The sequence below is a fragment of the Acidicapsa acidisoli genome (assembly GCF_025685625.1).
Taxonomy (GTDB): Bacteria; Acidobacteriota; Terriglobia; order Terriglobales; family Acidobacteriaceae; genus Acidicapsa; species Acidicapsa acidisoli.
The window spans coordinates 429,058-454,205 of the sequence record NZ_JAGSYI010000002.1 but is presented as its reverse complement, the minus strand read 5'-3'; the positions used below and the strand labels follow the sequence as shown (position 1 = coordinate 454,205).

At 57.6% G+C, this 25,148-nt stretch carries 24 protein-coding genes; 15 read left to right on the top strand and 9 right to left on the bottom strand.

The window, feature by feature from the left end; translation table 11 throughout:
* Nucleotides 1-12: 12 nt before the first annotated feature.
* The 6 genes from ybgF to OHL23_RS11855 form a co-directional block, all read right to left on the bottom strand.
* Complete coding sequence (gene ybgF / locus OHL23_RS11880) at nt 13-963, bottom strand: tol-pal system protein YbgF (protein ID WP_263352097.1); 951 nt, start codon at nt 961-963, stop codon at nt 13-15.
* A gap of 149 nt (nt 964-1,112) precedes the next feature.
* On the bottom strand, nt 1,113-1,862 hold the full coding sequence (gene pal, locus OHL23_RS11875) for a peptidoglycan-associated lipoprotein Pal (protein ID WP_263352096.1): 750 nt from the start codon (nt 1,860-1,862) through the stop codon (nt 1,113-1,115).
* 88 nt (nt 1,863-1,950) lie between these two features.
* Nucleotides 1,951-3,309, bottom strand: a complete 1,359-nt coding sequence (gene tolB / locus OHL23_RS11870) for a Tol-Pal system beta propeller repeat protein TolB (protein ID WP_263352095.1) — start codon at nt 3,307-3,309, stop codon at nt 1,951-1,953.
* A gap of 90 nt (nt 3,310-3,399) precedes the next feature.
* A complete protein-coding gene (locus tag OHL23_RS11865; RefSeq protein WP_263352094.1) occupies nt 3,400-4,257 on the bottom strand; it encodes a TonB family protein in 858 nt (285 codons plus the stop codon).
* A 22-nt stretch (nt 4,258-4,279) separates the two neighbouring features.
* Nucleotides 4,280-4,711: an ExbD/TolR family protein gene (locus OHL23_RS11860; RefSeq protein ID WP_263352093.1), complete on the bottom strand. Its 432-nt coding sequence runs from the start codon at nt 4,709-4,711 to the stop codon at nt 4,280-4,282.
* Nucleotide 4,712: 1 nt separating this feature from the next.
* Nucleotides 4,713-5,510, bottom strand: a complete 798-nt coding sequence (locus OHL23_RS11855) for a MotA/TolQ/ExbB proton channel family protein (protein ID WP_396127336.1) — start codon at nt 5,508-5,510, stop codon at nt 4,713-4,715.
* A 198-nt stretch (nt 5,511-5,708) separates the two neighbouring features.
* Here OHL23_RS11855 and recN point away from each other — a divergent pair, with 198 nt between their 5' ends.
* From recN to hpnE, 13 genes are all read left to right on the top strand, one after another.
* On the top strand, nt 5,709-7,391 hold the full coding sequence (gene recN / locus OHL23_RS11850) for a DNA repair protein RecN (protein WP_263352092.1): 1,683 nt from the start codon (nt 5,709-5,711) through the stop codon (nt 7,389-7,391).
* Between the two features lie 86 nt (nt 7,392-7,477).
* Nucleotides 7,478-8,332 carry a hypothetical protein gene (locus tag OHL23_RS11845; protein WP_263352091.1) on the top strand — a complete coding sequence of 285 codons (855 nt, stop codon included), beginning with the start codon at nt 7,478-7,480 and terminating at the stop codon, nt 8,330-8,332.
* Between the two features lie 146 nt (nt 8,333-8,478).
* Nucleotides 8,479-9,483: a 4-hydroxy-3-methylbut-2-enyl diphosphate reductase gene (locus tag OHL23_RS11840; RefSeq protein ID WP_263353228.1), complete on the top strand. Its 1,005-nt coding sequence runs from the start codon at nt 8,479-8,481 to the stop codon at nt 9,481-9,483.
* Between the two features lie 88 nt (nt 9,484-9,571).
* Nucleotides 9,572-11,596: a squalene--hopene cyclase gene (shc, locus tag OHL23_RS11835; protein WP_263352090.1), complete on the top strand. Its 2,025-nt coding sequence runs from the start codon at nt 9,572-9,574 to the stop codon at nt 11,594-11,596.
* A 56-nt stretch (nt 11,597-11,652) separates the two neighbouring features.
* Nucleotides 11,653-12,795 (top strand): adenosyl-hopene transferase HpnH, encoded by a 1,143-nt coding sequence (gene hpnH, locus OHL23_RS11830; protein WP_263352089.1) that lies wholly within the window; start codon nt 11,653-11,655, stop codon nt 12,793-12,795.
* On the top strand, nt 12,792-13,232 hold the full coding sequence (locus OHL23_RS11825; protein WP_263352088.1) for a hypothetical protein: 441 nt from the start codon (nt 12,792-12,794) through the stop codon (nt 13,230-13,232). Before hpnH ends, OHL23_RS11825 begins: the two co-directional genes overlap by 4 nt.
* Before the next feature lie 122 nt (nt 13,233-13,354).
* Entirely contained in the window at nt 13,355-14,374 is a 1,020-nt protein-coding gene (gene hpnA, locus OHL23_RS11820) for a hopanoid-associated sugar epimerase (protein ID WP_263352087.1), read from the top strand.
* Entirely contained in the window at nt 14,374-15,096 is a 723-nt protein-coding gene (locus OHL23_RS11815; protein WP_263352086.1) for a phosphorylase family protein, read from the top strand. Before hpnA ends, OHL23_RS11815 begins: the two co-directional genes overlap by 1 nt.
* The gene (locus OHL23_RS11810; RefSeq protein ID WP_263352085.1) at nt 15,093-16,223 is read left to right on the top strand and encodes a zinc-dependent dehydrogenase; all 1,131 of its coding nucleotides are present in this window, start codon (nt 15,093-15,095) and stop codon (nt 16,221-16,223) included. Before OHL23_RS11815 ends, OHL23_RS11810 begins: the two co-directional genes overlap by 4 nt.
* 5 nt (nt 16,224-16,228) lie before the next feature.
* Nucleotides 16,229-17,386 (top strand): zinc-dependent alcohol dehydrogenase, encoded by a 1,158-nt coding sequence (locus tag OHL23_RS11805; RefSeq protein WP_317891677.1) that lies wholly within the window; start codon nt 16,229-16,231, stop codon nt 17,384-17,386.
* A gap of 5 nt (nt 17,387-17,391) precedes the next feature.
* Complete coding sequence (hpnC, locus tag OHL23_RS11800; protein ID WP_263352084.1) at nt 17,392-18,381, top strand: squalene synthase HpnC; 990 nt, start codon at nt 17,392-17,394, stop codon at nt 18,379-18,381.
* Complete coding sequence (locus OHL23_RS11795) at nt 18,378-19,334, top strand: phytoene/squalene synthase family protein (protein ID WP_263352083.1); 957 nt, start codon at nt 18,378-18,380, stop codon at nt 19,332-19,334. The genes hpnC and OHL23_RS11795 overlap by 4 nt, the downstream gene beginning before the upstream one ends.
* 5 nt (nt 19,335-19,339) lie before the next feature.
* The gene (gene hpnE / locus OHL23_RS11790; RefSeq protein WP_263352082.1) at nt 19,340-20,821 is read left to right on the top strand and encodes a hydroxysqualene dehydroxylase HpnE; all 1,482 of its coding nucleotides are present in this window, start codon (nt 19,340-19,342) and stop codon (nt 20,819-20,821) included.
* Nucleotides 20,822-20,824: 3 nt separating this feature from the next.
* On the opposite strand, the gene OHL23_RS11785 is transcribed toward hpnE, so the two are convergent.
* The gene (locus OHL23_RS11785) at nt 20,825-21,391 is read right to left on the bottom strand and encodes a hypothetical protein (protein WP_263352081.1); all 567 of its coding nucleotides are present in this window, start codon (nt 21,389-21,391) and stop codon (nt 20,825-20,827) included.
* 214 nt (nt 21,392-21,605) lie between these two features.
* Here OHL23_RS11785 and OHL23_RS11780 point away from each other — a divergent pair, with 214 nt between their 5' ends.
* Nucleotides 21,606-22,349: an FkbM family methyltransferase gene (locus OHL23_RS11780; protein WP_263352080.1), complete on the top strand. Its 744-nt coding sequence runs from the start codon at nt 21,606-21,608 to the stop codon at nt 22,347-22,349.
* Nucleotides 22,350-22,378: 29 nt separating this feature from the next.
* Here the strand turns inward: OHL23_RS11780 and OHL23_RS11775 are convergent, their stop codons facing one another.
* Nucleotides 22,379-22,840: a hypothetical protein gene (locus tag OHL23_RS11775; protein WP_263352079.1), complete on the bottom strand. Its 462-nt coding sequence runs from the start codon at nt 22,838-22,840 to the stop codon at nt 22,379-22,381.
* A gap of 36 nt (nt 22,841-22,876) precedes the next feature.
* Nucleotides 22,877-24,220 carry a tetratricopeptide repeat protein gene (locus OHL23_RS11770; RefSeq protein WP_263352078.1) on the bottom strand — a complete coding sequence of 448 codons (1,344 nt, stop codon included), beginning with the start codon at nt 24,218-24,220 and terminating at the stop codon, nt 22,877-22,879.
* 511 nt (nt 24,221-24,731) lie between these two features.
* Between OHL23_RS11770 and OHL23_RS11765 the strand changes: the two genes are divergently transcribed.
* On the top strand, nt 24,732-25,034 hold the full coding sequence (locus tag OHL23_RS11765) for a hypothetical protein (protein WP_263352077.1): 303 nt from the start codon (nt 24,732-24,734) through the stop codon (nt 25,032-25,034).
* Nucleotides 25,035-25,148: the final 114 nt, after the last annotated feature.

Here is a 25,148-nt window from a genome sequence, read left to right as displayed (position 1 = left end):
GTTCACAATTCCTTACCGCGACGCGGGATTTATGCGAACACCAAGGGCATTGAGCTTGCTGCGCGCCTGGAGCGCTTCGGGGGTTTGCGGATAGCGCTGGATGAGAGAGCGCAGCTCATGTATGCCTGAATCCTTTTGATTCAATTGCAGCAATGCGAGGCCTTTGCGCAGTTGCGCCGCGGGAGCCTTGGGGCTGCCGCCGAAGTTCTCAAGGACCGCGTTGTAGGCTTTGACTGCATCCTTGAATTTCTGCTGACGGTACGCAATTTCACCGATGTAGAACTGGGCATTTCCGGCCAGCGGATCATTGGGATAGTACTGCATCACGTCGTTGAATTCGGAAGATGCAACGTCGTAGTGCGCGGCGTTGTAGTCGCGCAGTGCGCTCTGGTAGGTATCCTGCAACGGTGGCGCTTGAGTGGCAGCAGGTTGCCCAGCTTGTCCGGCAGGTTGCCCGGGGGCGCCGGAACCGTCAGCGGGTGCCGGCTGGCCTGGCTGCTGCGAGCCTTGCGTCCCGGCTCCTGCTGCGCCGGCAGCGGACTGGGCCTGCATTGTCTGCAACTGGCCCTGAACGTCCTGAAGTTCCTTGTCGAGCTTGCTGATGCGTGACTTGAGTTCGTCAAGAGAGTCGTTGAGCGACTGGACCTGGCCGGAGGCTGCGTCGAGTTTCCCGTTGGTCGCCTCGCTCTGAGCATTCAGCTTCTGCTGCATGGCGGTCACTGTGGCGTTCATCTGGTTGATGCTGTCTGTGCTTTGCTCGACCAGGTGCTGCACGAGGCCGAAGCGCGAGTCCACCGTGGACTGCAAACGTTGCATACTGTCGAGGAGCTGCTGGACTTGAGTCTGCAGCTCAATGATTTCCTTGGAAGCTGCGTGCGCGGGCAGCGAAGTCATCAACACAGCGGCCAGCAGAAGAGCTGGGAGGCGATAGCGCACAACGCGGTGAACGGGATAACGATGCATCGGGATTCTCGCAGTCTTTTCGAAAAATGGAGCGCGGCAGGAGGACTAAAACCCTAGCTGTCGCATGTACAGATAGTTTATCGGGAAATCCTCCGTATTTATGGTGCGGAGGATTTCCCGATGTGTTGGGTCAAGCGGATCTGCGTGTTCTACCGATCGATGGAGAAGCCGGCGCGGCGATTCTGCTGCCAGCATTCTTCGGTCGACTCGGTGCAGAAGGGCTTTTCCTTGCCGTAGCTGACGACGCGGATGCGGTTCTCTGCGATGCCTGCCTGAACCAGCGCGTTCTTCGCCGAGGTCGCGCGGCTTTGGCCAAGGGTAAGGTTGTATTCGTTGGAACCGCGTTCGTCGCAATATCCGCCGATCAGAACCTTGATGTTGGGGTGCTGTGCCAAATATGCGGCCGACTTGGAAAGCGCGCCGGAGGCATTGCTGCCGACGTCGTAGCTGTCATAGTCGAAGAAGATGTCCTGGACATTTGCCTTGAACTGCTCCTCCTCGGTCAGATTGGAGGACGACATATCGTTGTTGACGGCAACCGCGTTCTGCACAGGATTGACCGTAACGCGTGCTGTAGCGTCCGCGGAGCCGCCGTCGCCTCGGGCGACGAGGTGATAGCTGGTCGACTCGCTGGGCGTTACCGTCTTTACGCCGGAACTGGGGACATCGCCCACGCCGTCAATCGATACGCTGGTAGCGTTGGAGGTGCGCCATGACAGCACAACCTGGTCCCCGGCAGTGATGGTCGTCGGCGTTGCCGTGAGTTGGGCCGTGGGCGCCGGTGCGTTGACCTCGGGAGCGGTGCTGGTGGGGGGCGGTGTCTTCTTTTTGCAGCCTGCAAATCCTACGATTGCTGCGAGCAGAACCAGGCAGGTCAGGATACGATTTTTGGAGCTCAATTTTTTCTCCTTAAAACGAATTTTTCAATCTGTTGAATTGTCGAACCGTGCTGTCGTGCGAGCCCCAGGAACGTGCGCTGGGACTGAGTTATTTCCAACTCCAGTTGGGCATGAAGTCCTTCCCGGAGTGGGTGAGCTGATGCTGTTCCGTGCCGTCTGCAAGCATAGTCCAAATTTCGGTCCGCCCACCGATGGCGCGTTCGAATATGAGATGCCGTCCGTCGGGCGACCAGCTCGGATAATCATTGCTGCCTGCATCGTGCGTGAGTTGCAGCCAGCGCTTGGATGCAATGTCCATCACATAGATATCCTGGCCGCCGGGTGCGCCGGGACCGTATTTGCGATTCCATGAGAAAGAGAGGAACTGGCCGCTTGGGGACCAGGAGGGGGAAATCGCGTAGCCGCCGTCGGTCATGCGCTGAATATTGGCGCCGTCCGCGTCCATGGTGTAGATCTGCGGCAGGCCGGTGCGGCCGCTTACCCAGGCAATCTGTGAATTGGTCTTGGGATTCCAGGTCGGCGCGACGTCGGGGCCGTGAAAGGAGGTGAGTTTGTGGAGATTGCCTCCGGTACTGTCCGCGACCCAGATTTCTGGATCACCGGAGCGCGAGGAAGAGAAGGCAATCTTGCTTCCGTCTCCTGACCATGCAGGAGAGAAGTTGCTTCCGCCTGCGGCTCCGCCGGGGAAGGCAACCATCCGGCCGAGTTCGAGCGAATACATGCGGATTGCCCAACCCTCTTTTCCAATCGAAGAAAATGCTACCCGGGTGTTGTCGGGTGAGATGCGTGGAGAGAGGGAAGTGCTACCCAATTTGGTGACAATGTGTTGATTCTGACCGTCATAATCCATCGCCCAGATTTCTTTGGTGCTGGTGCGAGCGCTCACAAAGTAGATCTTGGTTTCGGCAATTCCGTTCATACCGCTCAATCGGGCGATGATGTCGTCGGCGAAGCGATGGGCGATGGCGCGCGCGTTGTCCTGGCTGGCTCCGTCGCCGTATTGTTTTCCGAGAACTGGTGGGCTGCCCGCGTTCTTCGCATCGAGGACCCATCCGGAGACTGAGAGGCGGCCATTGGTGACGGAGAGTGCCCCCAGGGCAACCATCGATGCATTGGCGGGGTCGGCGGCCCACTGCGGCAGGCTGATTTCCTGCGGCGAGCCGGGAGTGGCGGTAGGAGCCATGCTCTTTGACACCATGTCGAAGACTCCAGCGTTGCTGAGGTCACTGAAGAGGGTGGCGTCGAAGATGGTCTTAAATTCCGGCGTCTGGGGGTCGTTGCCGACCGGCTTGAAATCTGCTGCGGCAATACGAATGCGCTGATTGGAGAGGCCGCTACCGGTGCGAACCCAGTCCTGCGCGTGCATAGCCGTAGTTTGAGAACTCAAGGCAAGCAGTATGACCATCGCAGCCAAAAGGCGGGGAAGATTGCGAAACAATGCTGTCATGAGGGATTTGTCCTTCTCCTGGCTTCAACCAGGGCTCTAAAGCAAGGCTCGATTCTTGAGACCGGCGCTTGCATGGGAAACCGGACACAATTACTGATCATAATCACAATAATAAGAAACCGAGAGGTTGCCATCGCTTGGCGGCGAAGGTAGAGGTCCAAATGTGTCAACACGCCGCGCTGCGCGAAGGCAGGCCTGATCGAGGGTTGGGCTGCCGCTGGATTTGTCCAGTTGCGCGTTGGCAAGCGTGCCGTCGCGGCGAACGGTGAAGAGAATGTAGGTTCGAGTTCCTTTGGGCGTTCGAGGGTCAACCTCGCCCATGCGGGTGTTCTCGAAGACCTTACGCTGGATGGTTTCGACGTAATACGGGTAGTTGAAGCCACGGGTTCCGGCAGTGACGGCTACCTGGCCGTTGGCGGAAGTGGTCGTGGGCTGGGTTGTGCGGGCCATCGAACTGGAGGACTGCTCGCCGTACTGGGCACGATTGTCCGGTTTAGGAGGGGGCTGGGGATGCGGTGAGACCTTGGCGATGGGCGGAGGGATCACCGGCTTGGGCTGCTGGCTGGCTTCCTGCTTTTTCTGGGCTTGCTTCTTCGGAGCCTCGATCTTTGAGGGGATCGGAATTGCCGTCTCGTCGACGGTGGCCTTGGCTTTCGGCGCGGGCGGCGCGGGCGCTTCGCTGGGAGTTTCGGTAGAGAGTACGTTGTCGTTTGGAGGACGATCGGCTGGCAACGGCAGGGCGTTGCTGACGAGCTGCACAGCGATGGCTCCGCCGTCGTTGTTGCCGCCCCAGTTGTTATGCGGAAATAAACCGGAAAGTAAGGCGAATCCCAATCCCGCAGCGACCAGAAAGACGTGAAAGAACACCGCGAAGGCCATGTGCTTGCCAATCGGCTCGCGCACGAATTCTGGTTCGAATTGCCCTCCGACGTGCATTACGTTGCTCATGGTCGATATCCGCGGCCTATTGCTACAAGCCGACTCCTGCCTTTGCTTCCAGCGGCTGTGTGACGATGCTGATATTGGTGATTCCCGCTTGCTTCACGGCGTCCATGACTTCTGCGAAGACTCCAAACGGTACACGCTCGTCTGCGCGCAGGTAAATGACCTGGTGCGCGGGGTCGTGGCCGGTTTGTTGGAGCTTCACGGGCAGATCGTGGAGATTGATCGCCTTGTCGCCCAGATAAACAGTCTGATCTTTGGCGATGGTCACGACGACACGCGACTCCGTCACTTCCTTGACGGTGCGGGTCTTGGGAACGGAGACTTCGATTCCGGACTGCAGGACGGGCGCGGCCAGCATGAAGATCACGAGCAACACCAGAACAACGTCCACCAGTGGCGTGATGTTGATTTCGGCCAGGGAGGTCTGGGTTCGTCCGTTGCTGCTGGTGAAGGCCACGTTAAACCTCTCTGTCCATCGAAGTCACTGCTCGCTGGCCCTGCGCGGAGGCCTGCGGAACGGCGGATCGTTGCGGGATCTCTTCGAGAGAATTCAGCAATTCCCGGGAGAAATCGTCGATTCCCGAAGCAAAGATCCGGAGTCTTGCAGTGAACTGGTTGTATGCGACGGCGGCCGGAACGGCGACAAAGATGCCGGCGGCGGTGGTGATCAGCGCCTCGGAGATGCCGGGCGCGACGGCGCGGAGGGTGGCCGAACCGGCGGTGCCAAGGCCGTGGAAGGCATCGATGATGCCCATGACGGTGCCGAAAAGGCCGACGAAGGTACTGGAGGAGGCGATGGTCGCAAGCCAGGTCAGGCGCTGCTCCAGACGCGTGAGGGCCTCGCTGCTCGCGGTCTGCGCGGAGCGTTCGAGAGGCGCGACATTGCGCGGAGGACCGTAGCCGCCGGTCTGGCGCTTATAGGCTTCGTATACTTCGTCGAAGACGAGCGCGAGAGGGCTTGGCTGGTAATCGCTGGTGACGGCGGCGATCTCCTGCAGGCGGGTGGCCTTGCGGAATGTACGGACGAATCGGCGGCTCTGCTTGGTCGCTTTAGAAAAGCTGCTCATCTTGGCGAAGATCAGCGTCCAGGAGTAAATGCTGGCGATGGCGAGCACCAGAAGCACGGACAGGGCGACGGCTCCGCTGTTCTGGAGCATTTCAACCAGTGCGCTGCCCCCGACGGTCTGGGTGGGCGGCGGAGTGTCCGACTGAAGGAAAAAAGCAAGGGTAGCGGCAAGAATCGGCGTATACCTCAACTTAAAAGCTAGCAGATGGGAAGGGCAGTATCCAAGTTGGCAACATGGTTCCTCGGCGGGTTCACGGGGCGCGGTTGGTGGCTGAAGCCTCGCGGCGTCATGGTATGCTGCGCTCGGAATCCCGCTTTTTCAGCCTGTTTCTGGCTATCCCGAAGGCGGCCTGCGGACGGCTCAAAAATAGCGGAGAATGAGTTCATTATGCTGGTGGAACTGCGCGCCGAAAATTACGCCGTCATTGACCATGCGATTGCCGTTTTCGGCCCCGGGCTCAACCTGCTCACCGGTGAAACCGGCGCGGGCAAGTCGATTCTGGTGGACGCGCTGGCGCTGTTGATGGGCGGGAAGGCATCTGCGGATGTGGTTCGCCATGGCGCGGACAGGGCGGTGGTTTCCTGCGTCTTCGAGGCGACGGCAGCGGCTGATGGCATTCTGGAGGAAAACGGGATCGACTCGACCGGCTCGGAGATCATTCTGCGCCGGGAGATTCTCGCGAATGGCAAGGGCCGCGTCTTTGTGAACAACCAGCCTGCTACGGTGAGCGTACTGAAGCTGCTTGCGCCGGAGCTGGCTTTGGTTCATGCCCAGAGCGAGACGCTGAGCAGCTTTGACCAAGCGCAACAGCGGATGTTGCTGGACCGTTTCGCCAGCCTGGACACTACGCCGGTTGCCGAGGCCTTTGGCCGCTGGCGCGAGGCCGTAGGGAAGCTTACGGAACTGGAGCAGGGTGAGCAGGATCGGCTGCGCATGGTCGATCTTTGGAGCTACCAGCGCAAGGAGATCGAGTCGGCGCAGCTTGTTGCTGGCGAAGACGAGGAACTGGAGAACGAGAAGCGCGTTCTGGCGAATGCGGAGAAACTGTACGCTGCGGCGATGGGGGCCTTCGATCAGTTGTATGACGGGTCCAGTTCAGCGGAGTCTGCGCTGCGCGCGGCTCTGCGCAATGTGGAAGAACTGGCGCGGTACGACAGCAAGTTTGCCGACTCGGTGCAGCAGTTGACCTCGGCGCGGGCGATTGTCGATGATCTCGCCGACACGTTGCGGGATTACGCGGAGGGCATTCAGGCGTCGCCCGAGCGATTGGTTGAGATTGAGGATCGTCTCGTCACGCTGGACCGGCTCAAGCGCAAATATGGCAACAGCATCGCGGAGGTGATCGCGTTTGGGGAGAATGTCGCGCAGAAGCTGGCGGAGGTTGAGGATCGCGATGAGATTCTGAAGCAATTGCGCTCGACCGTTGTCGATGCACGGGCGCGATATGTTGCGGCGGCGCAGGCTCTGAGCGGGAGCCGCACCGCTGCTGCGGCGAAACTGGCCAAGCTGGCCGAGAAGCAGATTAACGATCTGGCCATGAGGGTGCGATTTGAGGTGAATGTTGCACCGCAACTGGCGGAATCGTCGTGGGCGGCGCACGGATGGGATGCGGTGGAGTATCAGATTGCCACGAATCCTGGCGAGCCGCTGAAGCCGCTGGATGAGATTGCCTCGGGCGGTGAGATGAGCCGGGTGATGCTGGCGTTGAAAGTCAGTGTCGAGGAAGGCGCCGGGAAGCCTCGCCAGCGCAACGTCGCTCCACGAACGCTCGTATTCGACGAGATCGATATTGGCATCGGAGGCCGCGCTGCGGAGGCGGTTGGGCAGAAGCTGAAGATGCTGAGCCGGGCACAGCAGGTGTTGTGTGTGACGCATCTGCCGCAGATTGCCGCTTTTGCGGATCAGCATTTCTTGATCGAAAAGCGCGAGGATCATGGCCGGACGAAGGTGCAGGTGCGTCTGCTCGACGAACGCAAGAGGGTTGAAGAAGTTGCGCGGATGCTAAGCGGGGCGGTAGTTACCGAGGCGAGCCAGCAGCACGCCAGCCAGATGATTGCGGCGAGCCGGTAAGGCGGAATCTCGGATTGCCAAATTGCGCGTTTTGCTAGACGACTCCGCTCCGGTGTCAGTAGAGATCACAGATAAAGAGGGATCGAATGAGTTCGCCATCTCACGCACTTGACGCTTTTACTAACACATTCACATCCGACCGGAAGCTGTTTGATTCACTTATGGAGCAGACCTGCCGAGAAGATTTTGTAGAAATGTGCGTTTGGTACATTTGGCTGCAGGAATACCTGCACGACATCCAGAATTCTCTACACGACGGCGGGAAATCCTACGGCCCGAATTATCAGGCGTGGGTAGTTTCGATGATTGGTGGGGCAGCGCAGTCAATAGGAATGCTAATGTACCTGTTGACCCGTGGTGTGGTACACGAAGCTGCGGCGTCTGGACGTCGTGCCCTTGAGCATCTCGCAATGGCCAGTCATCTTGTCCGAGACCCGGCGAAGGGGCGCTTTCTGAACCGTGACGAGGTGGAGTCCCTCGAGTTCAAGAAGGCCTTTATCATAGGAGCCGATCCTCGCGAATCTAAGCGACTAAAAGACAACGGGATAAAGTATCGGTTCGCCGCAATGAGCGGCAATATAGGGAAATCGTCGACCCAGCTCTACGAGATATTCAGTAGGTTCAACATTCACGGAGGGACTTTAAGCTCGCTCTCAGGTCTAGCGCTCACCCCCACCGCCCACTCTTGCGCTTTCCATAATCGATCAGTGGACGAGATTGCAAAAAATCTGCCCCTTTTCAAGCCAATTCTGGAATTCACTGCGACCGAGTTGGTGGATCTGGTCGGCAACCACGGTGTGCGTAGCGAACGAATCAATCAGGCGGGGGCGTGCGTTCTGGTCTGGCTTAACCGGAATGACCCGCGTTGGCTGGAGAGGCTGCATGTGATGCGACAGAGCCTAGGTCTCGGAAACCTTCGGCCTCGAGTGCGGCCAAACTAGCGGGTCGCTAATCTTTTTCTTGATTGTTCCCGCTCAACTAAATCAGTGACCGTTAGCTGCCTGAATTCCCCGGCTGTGAATCCTTAGTGTGAGCGAAGCTAACTAATTGGTATACTTGCAGAGTGACACTCTTAGCCACTGAAACCATCTCCGACCTTGGCCGTGCCGATAAGATCGCTGGCCAGAAGCGCGTTCTGCTGCTCAAACCACGCGGCTTTTGCGCCGGTGTCGTGCGCGCGATCGATATTGTGAAAATCGCACTCGATACCTTTGGCGCGCCGATTTACGTGCGCCGCGAGATTGTCCACAACCGCTTTGTTGTCAACGAACTGGCGGAAAAGGGCGCGATCTTTGTCAATGAGATCGAGGAAGTTCCCGCGGGCCAGCGCGTGATCTATTCGGCGCACGGCGTTTCGCCTGCGGTGCGCGAAGCAAGCAAGGCGCGCGGCCTCAGGGTGATCGACGCGACCTGTCCGCTGGTGACAAAGGTCCATGTGGAGGCGGTCAAATTCGCCAAGCAGGGCTACTCGCTGGTGCTGGTCGGCCATCGCGATCACGATGAAATCGAGGGCACTCTGGGGGAGGCTCCGGAGGCGACACAGGTGGTTTCGAATGTCGCCGAAGTCGAGGCGCTGGTGGTTCCTGACCCGGATCGCGTGGCGTATCTGACGCAGACGACGCTTTCGCTGGATGAGGCGCGAGATATTATTCATGCGCTCAAGGTGAAATTCCCAAATATTGTCGGTCCTCATACGCAGGACATTTGCTATGCCACGGAGAATCGTCAGGTTGCGGTGCGTAATGTCGCTCCGGGAGCAGACCTGGTGTTGGTGGTGGGCTCGACAAACAGTTCCAATTCGAACCGGCTGGTTGAGGTATCGAACAATCTGGGCACGAAGGCGTTCCTCATTGATAACTCCGCAGCCATCGATCCGAAATGGCTGGAAGGTGCTGACTCCGTGGCAGTTACCGCTGGAGCTTCCGCTCCCGAGGTTCTTGTGGAGGATGTCATCAACTATTTGCAACTAAACGGCTATTCCAGCGTCGAAGAAGTGGAAGTCATGCCGGAGAATGTTCGCTTTGGGCTGCCGCCTGAGATTATTCAGGCTATCGGTGGCGCGGGTGGCGCCCAACCGATTCCGGTGCGATAGAGTTCGCTTCGCAAAATTCGAATCCCGCACCCCAATCCGGGTGTCTTGTACAGTGGCCGGTTTTTTGTTTCCGGCGAAATCGAGACGCATGAGCACATTCAAGTCGAAAACACAGCCCGCTGCATCCCGGTTTGACCGTGCACCCAGATTTGGCAGGATTGACGCGGATCTCTCCCAGGTAGACGCGGCGGTTGGCCGCTCCTGCGATCACATTCTCTCTGAGCAGCACCCGGACGGTTACTGGTGTGGCGAACTGGAAGCGGACTCGATGCTCGAGGCCGACTACATCTTCCTGCATGTGCTGCTTGAAAGCGGCGATCCGAGCCGGATGAAGCGTGCGCTCACTGAGATTCTGCGCTATCAGAACGAGGACGGAAGCTGGAGCATTTATCCGGGTGGGCCAGGGAACATTTCGCTGGCCGTTAAGTGCTACTTTGCCTGCAAGCTGATGGGTATAGGCACGGAGAATCCAATCCTGGTGCGGGCGCGCGCCTGGATTCTCGAAAACGGCGGCGTGGTGGCGTGCAACACCTTCACTAAGATTTATCTTTGCGCGCTCGGCCAGTATGACTATGACGCGGTTCCGGCGATTCCGCCGGAGATTGTGCTGGCGCCGAACTGGTTTTACTTCAATATCTATGAGATTTCTTCGTGGTCGCGGGCGATTCTGGTTCCGCTGTCGATCATTTATGCCAAGAAGCCGTTCAAGAAGATTACGGCGGAGCAGGGAATCGACGAGCTCTTTGTGGGCGGCCGCGAGAATGCCAATCTGCGCTTGCGGATGGATCGCAATAAGTTGGTGAGTTGGCGCAATTTCTTTCTGTTGGCGGACCGAGCGTTTCACATCGTCGAGGCCGTTTACATCAGGCCCTTGCGCAAGTTGGCCTTGAAGAAGGCCGAGAAATGGATGCTGGAACGGCTGGAGATGTCGGATGGTCTGGGCGCGATTTATCCGGCGATGATGAACTCGATTATCGCTCTGCGTTGCCTGGGCTATTCGGATGACGATCCGCAGGTGATCCGCGCGCGAGATGAGTTCGAAAAGCTGGGCATCGAGGATGCCGGCGTACCGGATTACTCAGAACCTACCTTTCGAATGCAGCCTTGTATGTCGCCGGTGTGGGATACGGCCTACGCGGTCTTCGCTCTTGGCGAGGCTGGGATTCCAAAGACCGATTCGCGGATGCTGAAGGCTGCCGACTGGATGCTGGCCAAGGAAGTGCGGCATAAGGGCGATTGGGCGGTCAAGGTGCGCAATGCCGAGCCGGGTGGCTGGTACTTCGAATTCAACAACGAGTTTTACCCGGATACAGACGATACGGCGCAGGTTTTGCTGTCGCTGAGCAAGGTTGAGAATCCGCGCGAGCGCTATCAGTACGATGTGTCGCAGCGCGCGATCGAGTGGCTCTTTGCCATGCAGTGCAAGAACGGCGGCTGGGCCAGCTTTGACAAAGACAATACCAAAATGATCTTCCAGTACATCCCGTTTGCGGATCATAATGCGATGCTGGACCCGCCGACGGTCGATCTGACCGGGCGCATTCTGGAGATGCTTGCGACCTACGGCTACACGCGAGAAGACAAGCGTGTCGAGAAGGCGATTCAGTTCATCTTCCGCGAGCAGGAGTCGGACGGAAGCTGGTTTGGCCGCTGGGGCGTGAACTACATTTATGGGACGTTCCTTGCACTGCGCGGCCTGGAGGCCATGGGCGTCTGGAATCACGAGCCGCAGATTCAACAGGCTGCCGAGTGGATTCGCATGGTGCAGAATGCTGATGGCGGCTGGGGCGAAAGTTGCCAGAGTTACGACGATCCGAATACGCGCGGCATCGGAGTTAGTACACCTTCGCAGACGGCATGGGCGATTCTTGGACTCCTAGCTGCGGGGGACAATCGGAGTGATTCGGTTGCCAAGGGTATTCGCTGGCTGCTGGAGCGGCAGAAGCCGAATGGAGAGTGGGATGAGTCGACCGGCGAAGGCGCGACACGCCAGGCGCTTTATACCGGCACCGGTTTCCCGCGAGTCTTTTATCTTGCCTATCACATGTATCGTAATTACTTCCCGCTCCTGGCATTGACGACTTACAAGCGGGCCATGGAAAGCGCAGCATAACGAGTCTGCTCAAGAAGCGAAAATAACAAGCCGAAAAGGCGCAGGAGGTTTCAACGATGGCCGTACCCATCTCACAAATGTGGACTGTAGCGACCTACATCCTCAAGAAGAGGCTTGCGGGAAACAAAAAGTATCCACTGGTGCTGATGCTTGAGCCGCTCTTCAAGTGCAACCTTGCCTGCGCTGGCTGCGGTAAGGTGCAGTATCCGCCGCACATTTTGAAGAAGCAGCTCAGCCCTGCGGAATGCTTTGCCGCCGTCGAGGAATGCGGCGTGCCGATGGTTTCGCTGCCGGGCGGTGAGCCTCTGCTGCATCCGCAGATCGTCGAAATCGTCAATGGCCTCGTCGCGCGCAGGAAGTACATTTACCTGTGCACCAATGCGCTCCTGCTGAAGGAGCGCCTGCATGAGTTCACGCCTTCGAAGTACCTGACTTTTTCGGTACATCTCGACGGCCAGCGCGAGCACCACGATATGTCTGTGTGCCGCGAGGGCGGATACGATCTGGCGGTAGAAGGGATCAAGGAAGCGGTGAAGCGCGGCTTCCGCGTCACGACGAATGCGACCTTCTTTGACGGGACCGATCCTAACTCGGTTCGCGCATTCTTTGACGAAGTCATGTCGATGGGTGTCGAGGGTATTGTGCTCTCGCCGGGATACAGCTACGAAAAGGCTCCCGATCAGCAGCACTTTCTGGGACGCGCCAAGACGCGGCGGCTCTTCCGCGCGATTCTTTCGAACCGGAAGAAGTCGTGGAAGTTCAATATGTCGCCCTTGTTCCTCGAATTTCTGATGGGCAAGCGCAACTATGAGTGCACGGCGTGGGGTTCGCCTGCGTACAACATCTTCGGCTGGCAGAAGCCTTGCTATCTGCTGCAGGATGGGTATGCCGATAGCTTCCAGGAACTACTCGACACTACTGACTGGAATAACTACGGGACGGCGAGCGGCAATCCCAAGTGCGCCAACTGCATGGTGAGCTGCGGCTACGAGCCTACGGCGGTCAGTGCCGGCTTTGGAAGTCTGAGCGGTTTCTTCGCCATGGCCAAGGCTGCGATTTTCAGCACATACGAGGATAAAGGCGCGCTCGATCTGCTCAACAATCACACGACCTTTGCCGCGCAGCACGATCACTTTGTCAAGATTGAAAATATCGCTCCGGCGCAGGCGGTCGGCCGGCTTGAGGAGACACGCGCATGAGCCAGCCTGTTCAGCACGTTGCGAATGCCGCTCATCCCGTGAATGTCGACGAGTTGGAAGTTGTCGACGGGCGCGCTTATGAAAATCTCGAGGGCTGGGTGCCGGAGCTGGCCAGCGAAGAAGATCTGCGCATCGCACTGGAGAAGGCCTTCGATTATCGCGGCGATATCTCGCTGACTTTCAAGAATGGCGAACGCGTGGAAGCGTATGTCTTCAACCGTCACACGGGCAGCGGACTTGCCGATTCCTACATCCAGTATTTTGCGTCGAATGCTCCGGAGAAGCGCAAGGTGAGTTATGCGGAGATTGCTCGCATTGAGTTCACTGGCAAAGACCGCGCGGCAGGTAAGCACTGGGAGGCGTGGCTGCAGAAGTATGCCGAAAAGAAAGCCGCAGGCGAGAAGAATATCGCACTTCATCCCGAAGCGCTGGATTGAGGCAGGGAATAGGGACCAGGGAATAGGATGATAGCTTAAGTGAGACACAAAAATTTTTGCGCTGCACGAGGGAGCGCTTTTTCTATTCCCTTTTCCCTGATCCCTGATCCCTGTCCTTTGCTATGAAAGTCTTTGTAACAGGCGCTACCGGTTTTGTGGGCCATCATGTGGCTCGCGAACTTGCCGCTCAGGGCGCAGACCTGCGGCTATTGGTCCGCAAGACAAGCAACTTGGCTAATCTTGAGGGCATCTCGGGCGAGACCCATACAGGCGACCTTTCTGTCCCGGATACGATCCGACCGGCTCTTGAGGGCTGCGATGCGGTGTTTCACGTAGCGGCCGATTACCGGCTCTGGATTCCTGATCCTGAGGCAATGTACCGGGCCAACGTGGACGGAACGCGGGAGCTTTTGCGGATGGCTCGCGAAGCAGGCGTTCGCCGCGTCGTTTACACCTCCAGCGTGGCGACCATGGGCTTCCGATCCGACGGCGTCATCATCAACGAGGACACACCGGTGTCGATCGAGAAGATGGTTGGACACTACAAGCGGTCGAAATTTCTGGCCGAGCAGGTAGCCATTGCCGCGGCAGAAACTGGCCAGCAGGTGATGATCCTCAACCCGACGACGCCGATTGGATCGCACGATTCGAAACCGACTCCGACGGGGCGCATTTTTGTCGATTTCCTCAACGGCAAGTTTCCGGCGTATGTCGACACCGGTTTGAATCTCGTTGACGTAAACGAGGTTGCGCGTACGCATGTAGCGGCGCTTGAAGTCGGCACGCCCGGAAAGCGATATATCCTGGGCGGCGAGAACCTGACGCTCAAGCAGATTCTCGACAAGATGTCCGCAATCACCGGAATTCCTTCGCCGACGGTGAAGATTCCGTTCGTAGTGGCGGCGATTTACGCCTTTTTTGAAGAAAACATCACTGGCCGCTTGCTTGGGAAGGAACCTCGCGCTACGCTCGAAGAAGTCCGCATGGGCCGCAAGAAGATGTATGCCTCTTCTGCTCACGCGCAACAGGAACTGGGCTTCCGAGTCGTTCCTGTCTATCCCGCGATGCGCGCGGCCATTGAGTGGTTTCGAAACAATGGCTATGCGCCTTCATCGACTTCCCGCACATCTGGGTATTCTTGATGACGACCAGCCTCAAGCCGCGCCCGATTTTCATTGCCGCCTTGCAACGGGAGATCGCCTCTCTGGTGCAAGGCTGGCAGCGCGCGGAAGACGCTGCACGTCACGTCCACGTCTACTGGAACGACGACGCGATCATGGCTTGCGCTGGAATGGGAATTCATCGCGCCTCGCTTGCCGTCGAGGCAGCGCTGAAGGTTGGCCCGGCGACGGAGCTGATCTCGGTGGGGTGGGCCGGTGCGTGCAATGATCGCTTCGAAATCGGCGATGTTGTCTTTCCGAAGATTGTGATCGACGTGAAGACGGGCGAGCGATTTTTTATTGCCGAACCGGCGACTGTGGAGACGCCCGATATCCTGGTGACGGTCGCGAGCCCGGCGAGCGCGGTCGAAAAACAGCGTCTCGGGATCAGTTATTACGCCTGTGCCGTGGATATGGAAGCTGCCGCGGTTGGACGCATCGCACGGTCCCGCGAACTGCCGTTTTTCGCAATCAAGGCAATCTCAGACGCTGCTGATTTCGAGTTGCCTCGCATGGAGCGATTCTCCACGGCCAATGGACAGTTTCGCGAAGCAGCATTTGGTCTTCATGTCGCAATTCGCCCAAAGCTATGGTCACCTGTCATGACTATGGCAAAGAGCAGTAAACTAGCAGCGGAGCGCCTTCAGACGGAGATTCAGGCGCATATCCAAAATCATCGCTATCATCGGGACCGGATCATATGAGCACTGTGACAGCATCGCAGGAAACGACGAATTCTCTCGCCATTCCCACAACCATGCGCGCGGCTGTATACCGCGGCATCAACGATGTGCGTGTTGAGACAGTGCCGGTGCCGGAGATTGGCGCAGGCGAGATTCTCATCAAGGTCGCCGCTTGCGGCATCTGCGGAACAGACCTCAAGAAGATTCACAGTGGATCGCATTCAGCGCCACGCATTTTTGGACACGAGACGGCGGGCACGATTGCCGCGATTGGGCCGGGAGTGCATCAGTTCGAGGTTGGCGAACGGGTGATGGTCTTCCATCATGTTCCGTGCGGCGACTGCTACTACTGCCGGAAAAAGACCTTCGCGCAATGCCCGGTTTACAAGCCTGCAGGGGTAACGGCAGGCTTTGAGCCCTCGGGCGGCGGGTTCGCCGAGTATGTTCGCGTCATGGATTGGATTGTGCGAGATGGCGGCGTGGTTCGCATTCCGGATGGAGTTCCATTTGACCAGGCGGCCTTTGTCGAGCCGGTCAACACCGTCCTCAAGGGCGTCAAGTCGCTCAATCCCCAGCCCGATGAAACCGTCCTGGTGATTGGCCAGGGTCCGATTGGAATCCTGTGGGCTTCGCTGGTGTTGCGAACCGGCGCCAATGTACTTACCTCGGATCTTTACCCTGAGCGTCATTCCATTGCGGCCGGATTTGGCCTCAAACATCCAATCCACGCAGCTACCGAGAACGTGGCAGCTCGCGCCAGGGAAGCCACCGAGGGACGTGGTGCGGACGCGGTCGTAATCGCGGTCGGCGGCAATGGACTCATCCGCACCGCGATGGAGGCGGTTCGGCCGGGCGGAAAAGTGCTGCTTTTTGCGCAGACGCAGCACGGCGAGGCGATCTTCGATCCCGCCGCGGTCTGCATGGACGAGAAATTCCTGCTGGGCTCCTATTCCTCTTCTATTGATATTGAGCATGAAGTCGAGGATCTTGTTTTCAATGGCTACCGTAATGGATTCGATCTGACCCGCCTTATTTCTCACCGCTTTCCGCTGGAGCAGGCCGTCGAAGCTATTCAAGTTGCATCTAACCCTTGTGCCAGTTCGATGAAAATCATGATCGAACATGAAACGTCTGAAACCGGAGCATAGACGCGATGTCTCTCACTGTGCCCGAAGTCTTCCCCGCATCTCTCTCCGAGATCATCCCGGATAGCCTTCCCGAAACCATGCTCGCCGCTGTCCTCTATGGTCAGGAAGATGTGCGCATCGAGCAGGTTCCCGTGCCTCACGCCGGACCCGGTGAACTGATTGTGCGCGTATCCGCCGCACTCACGTGCGGCACTGACCTGAAGGTCTTTCGCCGGGGCTATCACGCCAAGATGATCCATCCGCCGGCGCTCTTTGGACATGAGCTGGCGGGGGTGGTTGCGGAGGTTGGCGAGGGCGTTACTAACTTCGCGGTCGGTGACCGGGTAATGCCGATCAACTCCGCGCCGTGCGGTGAATGCTACTTCTGCAAGCGCGCACAGGAGAATCTTTGCGAAGACCTGCTCTTCAATAACGGCGCTTATGCCGAGTATTTCCGCATCTCGGCCCGCATCGTCGCGAAGAATACGATGCTGGTGCCGCCGCACGTTTCGCTGGAACACGCGGCGCTGACGGAACCGCTGGCCTGCGCGCTGCACGGTTTTCAGGATTCGAATCCGAGGCCCGGCGATACGGTTGCCGTGATCGGCGGCGGCCCGCTGGGGCTGATGATTATGCATGTTGCATCGCTGGCCGGATGCAAGGTGATCGCAGTGGTTAAGCATGATGCGCAGGCTGCTATTGCCCGGGCTCTTGGTGCGGCCCACATCGTTCAGACGACCATTGCTGAGGACGCTGTCAGTGCGGTTCGGGACCTAACTCCCGATAAACGTGGCGTAGATATTGCAATTGAAGCGGTAGCTCTGCCGGAGACGTGGGAGCAGGCTGTGGAGATGGTTCGCAACGGTGGTCTAGTGAACTTCTTCGGTGGCCCGGAGACTGGAACGAAGGTTCAGTTCGATACCAATCGTCTTCACTACGGCGACTTGACTTTGAAAGCGACCTTTCACCACACGCCGGCGATCTGCCGCGATGCGTTTGAGCTCATCGCGGGCGGGAAGTTCAAGGCAGGTCTTTTCATTACCGGACACGCTCCGTTGAGTGAATTGAACGGGGCGTTTGCGCAACTGCTCAATCGCGGCAGCCAGGGTAATCAGATCAAGACTGCTATCCTGCCTGCATCAGGTTTAGAACCCGCTGCGGGGAAGGTCGAAGCGTTACCATAGGGATTGTGAGCTCTGTTTCCAATCCGGTGCAAGACCGCGAAGTTTTGCAAGGTGATCTGCGGCAGAAGGGCTGGGCTGCGCTACCTGCCAGCTACGGTATTCCATCCGTTGCTCCGTCACTCGATGAGGCCCGGGCTTGGTGCAAGCATCTGGCGGAAACACACTACGAAAACTTCCACGTCGCCTCATGGTTTCTGCCGAAGAAACTGCGCCCGCATTTTCACGCCATCTATGCGTATTGCCGGGTCTCGGATGATCTGGGCGATGAGACGGGGGATCGCGAGCAATCGCTGGCCTTGCTGGACCAATGGAACGAGGAGCTGGATGCCTGTTATGCCGGGATGGCTCGTCATCCGGTTTTTGTTGCGCTGGCGGAGACCATCAAGGCCTGCGGTATTCCCAAAGAGCCTTTTGCCGATCTGCTTGTAGCGTTCAAACAAGATCAAACCGTCACGCGATTCCGCGATATGGAGGAAGTGCTGGCGTATTGCCGTTATTCGGCGAATCCGGTCGGGCGACTGGTGCTGTATGCCTGTGGCTATTCCGATACTGAGCGCTTTCGGCTTTCGGATTTGACCTGCTCGGCGCTGCAATTGGCGAATTTCTGGCAGGACGTGGCCAGCGATTATCGGCAGCGTGACCGTATTTATATTCCGCAGGACGCGATGCAGCGTTTTGGAGTGACCGAAGAGACGATTGCGGCAGGAGTCGCTACGCCAGAATTCAAGGCTCTGCTGCGTGAGCAGGTGGACTACGCCAGATCGCTCTTTGAAGGTGGAATTCCTCTGATCGGCATGGTGGATAACGAACTGGCGCTGGACCTGGATCTCTTCAGTCGCGGCGGACTGGAGATTCTTCGCGCGATCGAGCAACGCGACTATGATGTCCTGTCCGCTCGTCCGGACATCTCCAAGACGACCAAGATTGGACTCGCCTTGCGCGCCGTCTCCGGCAAGTTTCTACCCGGCCTGCGATTGAAGAGTAAAGCAGCATGACAACGGCGCAAGCGAATCGGCAAGGTGAGCCGGTCGCAACCTCAACAAATCTGGACGAGGCGTACGCACTCTGTAGGGCCATCGCAAAGCGCGAGGCCAAGAATTTCTACTATTCCTTCGTCGCGCTGCCGCCTGCGCGGCGAAATGCAATCTGCGCCATCTACGCCTTCATGCGCAAGGCCGACGATCTTTCGGACGATGAGAGTTTTTCCCGCGAAGAGCGGCGTATACAGCTTGGTCAGTGGCTGAAGTTGTGGCATGTGGCGCGGAGCGGAGGAAGGACGGACGACCCCGTGTTTATGGCTGTTCGCGACGCCTCTGCGAGATTCCAAATCCCATTCAGCCTTCTTGACGAGCTTGTTGCCGGAACGACGATGGATCTCGACGCGGCTTCCTCCGATACTCCGGACACCTACGCCACTTTCGCGGACCTCTATCGCTACTGCTACCTGGTTGCATCGGTGGTTGGCCTGGTGTGCATTCGGATCTTCGGCTATTCGGACCCGCGTGCCGAGAAGCTGGCCGAGGAGACGGGCATTGCGTTTCAACTAACCAACATTCTGCGCGATGTGGCCGAGGACGCCGAGCGCAACCGCATCTATCTGCCGCTCGAAGATCTGGCTCGGCATGGCGTGACGGTCGACCAGCTTATTCATAGAAAGAGTACTATTACAGCGGAAGAACGCGCGCTTCTCAGGGAGATCGCTGATCGCGCGGAGAGCTATTACCGCTCGGCGCAGGAACTGCTTCCATTGATCGATGCGGAGAGCCGTCCGGCATTGTGGGTGCTGGTTTCCATCTATCACCAGTTGCTCAAGCGCATCGAAAAGGCCGATTACGATGTCTTCTCGAAACGGGCCAGCGTTCCCACAGTGCACAAAATCGGGATTCTCACTGCAGGCATGTTCCGGATGGGAGCAATTCGGCTCTTTGGGCCGTTATTCTCGAAGTAGTAACTATGGCCAGTCTCCCGAATCGCCCATTCAGCCTGAACGCATTTCACTCCGCGGAGCCTCCAAAGCCAACGCAGAAAACCGCGAGCACCGTTACCGTGGTCGGCGGCGGCGTTGCAGGCCTCTCGGCAGCGTGCGCTCTGGCGGATGCCGGATTTCAGGTGACGGTACTGGAACGTCGAGGGTATCTGGGCGGCCGTGCCTCGTCGTATCTGCATCCCGGCACTGGTGAAGTGATCGATAATTGTCAGCACGTGCTCTTCGGGTGCTGCACCAATCTCGTCAGCTTTTACGAGCGGATTGGCGTTGCCGACAGGATTTTCTGGGACAGCCGGATGACGCTGATCGAGCCAGGAGGGCGGCGCTCGGTGCTGCAACCATCCGGTTTGCCTGCGCCGATGCATGGTCTGCCCGCGATTCTCAGCTCAAAATGCTTTTCGTTCGCGGACAAGCTCTCGCTCATCTTCGCCTTCTCCTCGGTGATGGCCGGGAAAGTGTTTGGCCTGAAGTCCGACCCCAACCGGAGCCTCTACGATTGGCTTGAGACGCACATGCAGTCCCGCGGAGCCCTCGATCGCTTCTGGCGGCTGGTGATTGCCAGCGCATTGAATGCCGATCTGGACCAGATCAGCCTGCCGTATGCGACGAAGGTCATCCGGGAGCTGTTTCTCAATTCGCCTGCGGCGGGAAGCATGGGAATGAGTATCGTTCCATTGAGCGAACTCTACCTGGGCGCGCAGAAGTATCTTGAAGCCCGTCGTGGCCGGATCGAATTCAACGCAAATGTCGAGTCTGCCAACTGGGATGCTGCGAATGGAACCTGGACGATTCAGACGCAGGGCGGCGAGTTCCGGTCCGAGATGCTGGTGCTGGCGCTGCCATTCGAGGCGACGGCGAAGCTGCTGCCTCATCTGCCTGCCAACCCCGCGGCTGCGGAACTTGCCACGAGCATGAAGACTCTGGCGCATTGGCCAATTTGCAGCATGCATCTCTGGTACGACCGCGAAATTACAGAACTTGACCACGCGGTGTTGCTCGACCGTGACATTCACTGGATGTACCACAAGTCACGATGGCAGCCTTTGCGTGACTCCAAGGCCAGCTACATCGAGCTTGTGGTCAGCGCTTCGACAGAATTTGCCGCGCTTAGCCGGGAGCAGGCTCTGAGTCGGGCGACCAGCCAGCTTGCAGAGTTCTTTCCGGAGGCTGCTAGGGCCAGACTTGTCAAATCCGCGCTCATCAAAGAGATGCGGGCGACTTTTGGAGTTCCACCAGGTGTTGACGGTGCAAGGCCAAGCGCGATCTCGCCGTGGCCGAACTGCTTTCTGGCCGGGGATTGGACGGCTACCGGATGGCCCTCGACGATGGAATCTGCCGCGCGGAGCGGCTTCCTGGCCGCTGAAGCGTTGTGCAGCAGTCTTGGCGACCGGAGGAAGTTTCTGGTCCCGGATCTGCCGCCGACTGGCTTGATGAAGCTATTGGGATAGCGATCAATTTTTCGGCGCGTCTGGTTTGACCTGATCGTCGTTCCGCTCCTGATCCTTCTCATCCTTATGGATCGCGAAATAGTCATTCTGCTCGTGCAGAAGCCGCGTTGCCTGATCGGCTAGCTCCTCGCCGCTCTCGATCGCCTCCTTGCGAGCGAGGTCGAAGCCGCTCTCGCCGGGTAAGACCCGCAGTATATTAAGCCATCGCGGCGTGTCGTCCGTCAGCGTCTTCAAGGCTTTGCGAATATCGGAGTGGCGATCGGAGTACTGGTCGAGATTACTTCCGGTTTCGTCCATCAAAGCCGTGAAGTCCTGGAGCAAATCATCCAGCTTCAAGACTCGCTGTGCAGACTTCGGCCGTCCGGTAAGGCTTTTGATATGGTCAGCTCGGTCGTCCAGGAACTTGGTGTATAGTTTGACCCGTTCATTGGGAAAAATGGCAGTTTCGCGGACCTGTTCGATCTCAGTTTCAGTCAGGGTAGCGGTTCGAACACGCTGCCCCTGCAAACAGGTAGACACCATGAGGAAGAGAGCAAGCGATACGGCAGCGGGAAAATTTCTCAATTTCATAGCCGTGCCGCATATCCTAAAGCCGCACGGCTGCTGCACGCAAGGGCCCAGCACTGTGCTCCGCGCTTTTCTCCAGATCTCAATAAGATTTCAGGAGGGCCTTGGTATAATCTCGATGCAGAATTCATGAAATATAAATCATGTCGAAACCGAGAACCGTGAAGAAGACTGTTGGTAGATGTTCCGTTTAAAGCGTGAGTAGAGGATGGCCTGTATGCCAATGACCTTGAAGAAACGCATCAAGGAAGCCTTATTGCAGCGCGGCTTCGACTTTCGCCGCCGGCAGCCCGATGAGATGGGCCATGATCCGTACAGAGATCTGAGTTATTTACTCGATGTTGCAACGAACCCTATCTTGTTCGACGTGGGGGCGAACGTCGGCCAAACCGTAGCCTCGATTCACGAGCGATTTAATTCTCCCGTTATTCATGCATTCGAACCAAGTCCTGCAACCTTCGAGAAACTGAAACAGAGGACGAACGGGATACCCAATCTGATCCTGAATAATTTTGCCGTCGGGGCTCATCCCGACCAGCGGTTGTTATTTGAGAATGTGCATCCAACTTTCAGCTCTTTTTTGCCGACTGGCAAGGATGGCGGAAGCCGGGAATTGACGGGGCAGGTAATGGTCGACATCAATACAATTGATAGCTATTGCCACCGGGCGGGCATCACGAGGATTGATGTTCTCAAGTCTGATACACAGGGGTTCGATTATGAAGTTCTGAAGGGTGCCATCGGGATGCTTCAGGAACACCGAATACACTTTCTCTTGATAGAGCTGCAATTTCTTGAATCGTATGTGGGAGCGCCTCAGTTCGAAGAGGTTTATGGCTTTCTAAAGAGCCTCGGGTTTCTACCCATGGCTTTCTACAAACAACTGCATCATGGCTCGCATTATTCGCCACTTGCCGAGATTGACGGGTTGTTTGTCGACCCGCAGTGGCGTCGCGTTTGACCGCGAGGCAGATTTGCAAGGAACTTTGCCTATTTGCGAAAGACCTGCAACATCGTCTCAGTCTGAACCTGATTCACCTGGGCCAGAGCCTGCTCCATTAGGGGACGGTCTTCGATCGAGCTGGCGTGAAGCAATTCGTTGAGGCGAAAGGCCGTGTGGCGGAGCAGGATTTGGGCGCTTTTAAGCCGCTTTTCGTCGTTCGCTACCATCATGTGAATTTTTTGCGCGACAAAATTGACATGCTTTAAGGTGTCGGCGGCTTTGTTGTTTTCTCCGGCTGCATACTGCGCGGACGAATATTCGATCATTTCGTGGACAAGCTCGGCATATAGAAAGCACTGCTCTTTGGGCGGTGCTGTGCTGGCCTTCAACTCCAGAGCGGCGATGCTTTGTGGGTCAGGCTGCTTTTCGTCGAAGGATGCAGAAAACGAGCGAGTCGGGGAAGCCACGAACAGGAGGGTAACAACGGCGACGGGAAGAGCGTAACGCATGGTGACACCCCACGGTTAATCCAGTTCATCGGCTGTTTACGGAGTTTTCTCCAAAATTGCCAATCTTTGTCGCGCCTGCCACTCCTGATCGGGGAATTTTCCTGTTGCCGAATCCAAAAAGCGGTGATAGTAGGCGACGGCCTGCTTCTTGTCGTGAAGAGTATCGTATGCAGTCGCCCATAGGAAGTATATAAAGGTACTATCCGGCAGATATTTTGATCGCGCTGTAAGAGCGTGTAGTGTGATAGTGGGTTGATGGGTCTCAAATGCTGCAAATGCAAGCCCGTTCCAGGCTTCTCCGTTGGTTTCGTCGATCTCGGTCGCCGTCTGAAATGCCTTGAGCGCCTCGGGGTAGCGGCGCAAACGGATGAGATTTTGCCCATGACCGGCCAATAGATCGGAATCCCGGGGACTGGCTGCCAAGAGGGTTACGTAGAGCTGATCCGAGTCGGCGTATTCCCCGGCGTCTGCCTCGACCTGTGCCAGCATTCGGGTAATCGCAACATCTTTGGGGTGCTTTTCGTGGAATTGCTGCAGCATGGGAAGCGCGTCAGCCTTGTCCTCGGCGACGTAGACGGCTGCCAATTGCGCTGTCATCGCGGGATCGTCCGGGGTTTTCTTCAGCGCGGGCTGGAGAATCTCTTCCGCTTCCGGATATTTCTTCTGCGCAATCAACAGGTGGGCCAGCCCCGATACAGCGGCGATTGAATCAGGGATCGACTTGAGCACTCTTCGATAGGCGGCCTCAGCGCCTGCCGCATCGCCGTTGGCATCGGCCAGATTTGCGGCCATCAGGGTGTCTTCCGGAGTTTCAGGAGTCAGCTTCAGCGCCTCGAGCAGATCGATGGAGGCCTGCGCCGGGTCGGGCTTTCCGTCGATACCGGCTATATCGATGCGCGCCAGAGCACGCCAGGCTTTCGCTTTGGAGGAAGGTTCGGCTGCGCCGGGGTCCAGCGTGGTCGCGGTCCACAATACGGGCCGTGCCTCGGAGGGCTTGCCAGTTCGTGCGAGCAGGAGCCCAAGAGAGATTTGCGCCTCAAAGCTTTTCGGGTTGGCTGCGATGGCTTTGCGGTAGAGCGTCGCTGCGTCATCATTGCGAGCCTGGGCGTCTGCGATGTATCCGGCATCGAAAAGCGCTCGGGCATCGGCGGGATGCGAAGCCAGCCAAGAGTCCAGGATTGGTTCGGCGGTCGTCCAATCGCTCTTGACGATAGCGGCTTCCGCTTTCGCGACCTCAGGCGACACCGCATCCTGCTCCATGGGGGCGGAATCCCGCTGGGCCCCAGGCGTTGACTGGGCAGAGGACGCTTCCTGCGCTTTGACGTCTGACCAAGCAAGCGTTACCGAATAGACCAATAGGACGAAAAGCAACCGACGCACGTAATACCTCACTCTTAGTTTACCGGCAGGGGTTCACCAGGATTTAGACTCTCCGGCTGGTGATCGGGGATTAGGGCCTGCTAACACGATTGCAGCGGCGAGAAATTTGCAGAAGTATTTTGGCTTTTATCGAATTACGAGAGTAAATCCGACCGGCCTCGCCAAGCGTACTTCGGGCAAGGAGCAGGGATGATCGGAGTCGCATCAGCCAGAAGGATTTTCCTGAGGGCAATGGCGGCCGTCCTTTTTCCAAAACCACCGGCTAGTCCAGCCGGTCTCCATTCGTTTCGAATTTTGGTATCTGAGGGGAACTAAGTTACCAAATGAATTTAAGGTTTCAAATTGATCACTTGTGCATTTTCTTCTTGCGCGTTGTAACCTTTGGCTCGTAGCGTCACTCCTACGGGTCGATTCACCCTCCCTGCAGAGGCAAACGGAACGCTGATCGCCTCTGCTTCGGCACTCACGCGCGGAGTCACTCCGCCAACAAACCCAAGCGAGGAAACCCAAGATGAAAACTTCTCTCAATGCACTTCTGCTCAGCGCCGCTCTCACTGGTCTCGTTGGCGGCACGATGGCCGCAGCGCAGCCTGTAACCAACGGCGCTGGCCAGAACAGCGTGAAGTCTTCCACGGCAGGCGTTCGCCTCGTCGGTCAGGACACGACCACCGACAAGCACTCTTGCAAAGGCAAGAACGATTGCAAGGGCAAGGGTGGTTGCAAGTCCAGCGACAACGGCTGCAAGGGCAAGAACAGCTGCAAGGGCAAGGGCGGTTGCGCCACTGACGGTTCCAAGCCGCCGAAGGCTGCCTAACCACTAACCTTGATTCTGTTCCACACTCTCAACTTTTCGATGAGATAAAGCGATGACGGGGATGGGCCGCCTGGCTCTCCCCCGTCTTGGCATACAACATTGTGTTGCCTTGCA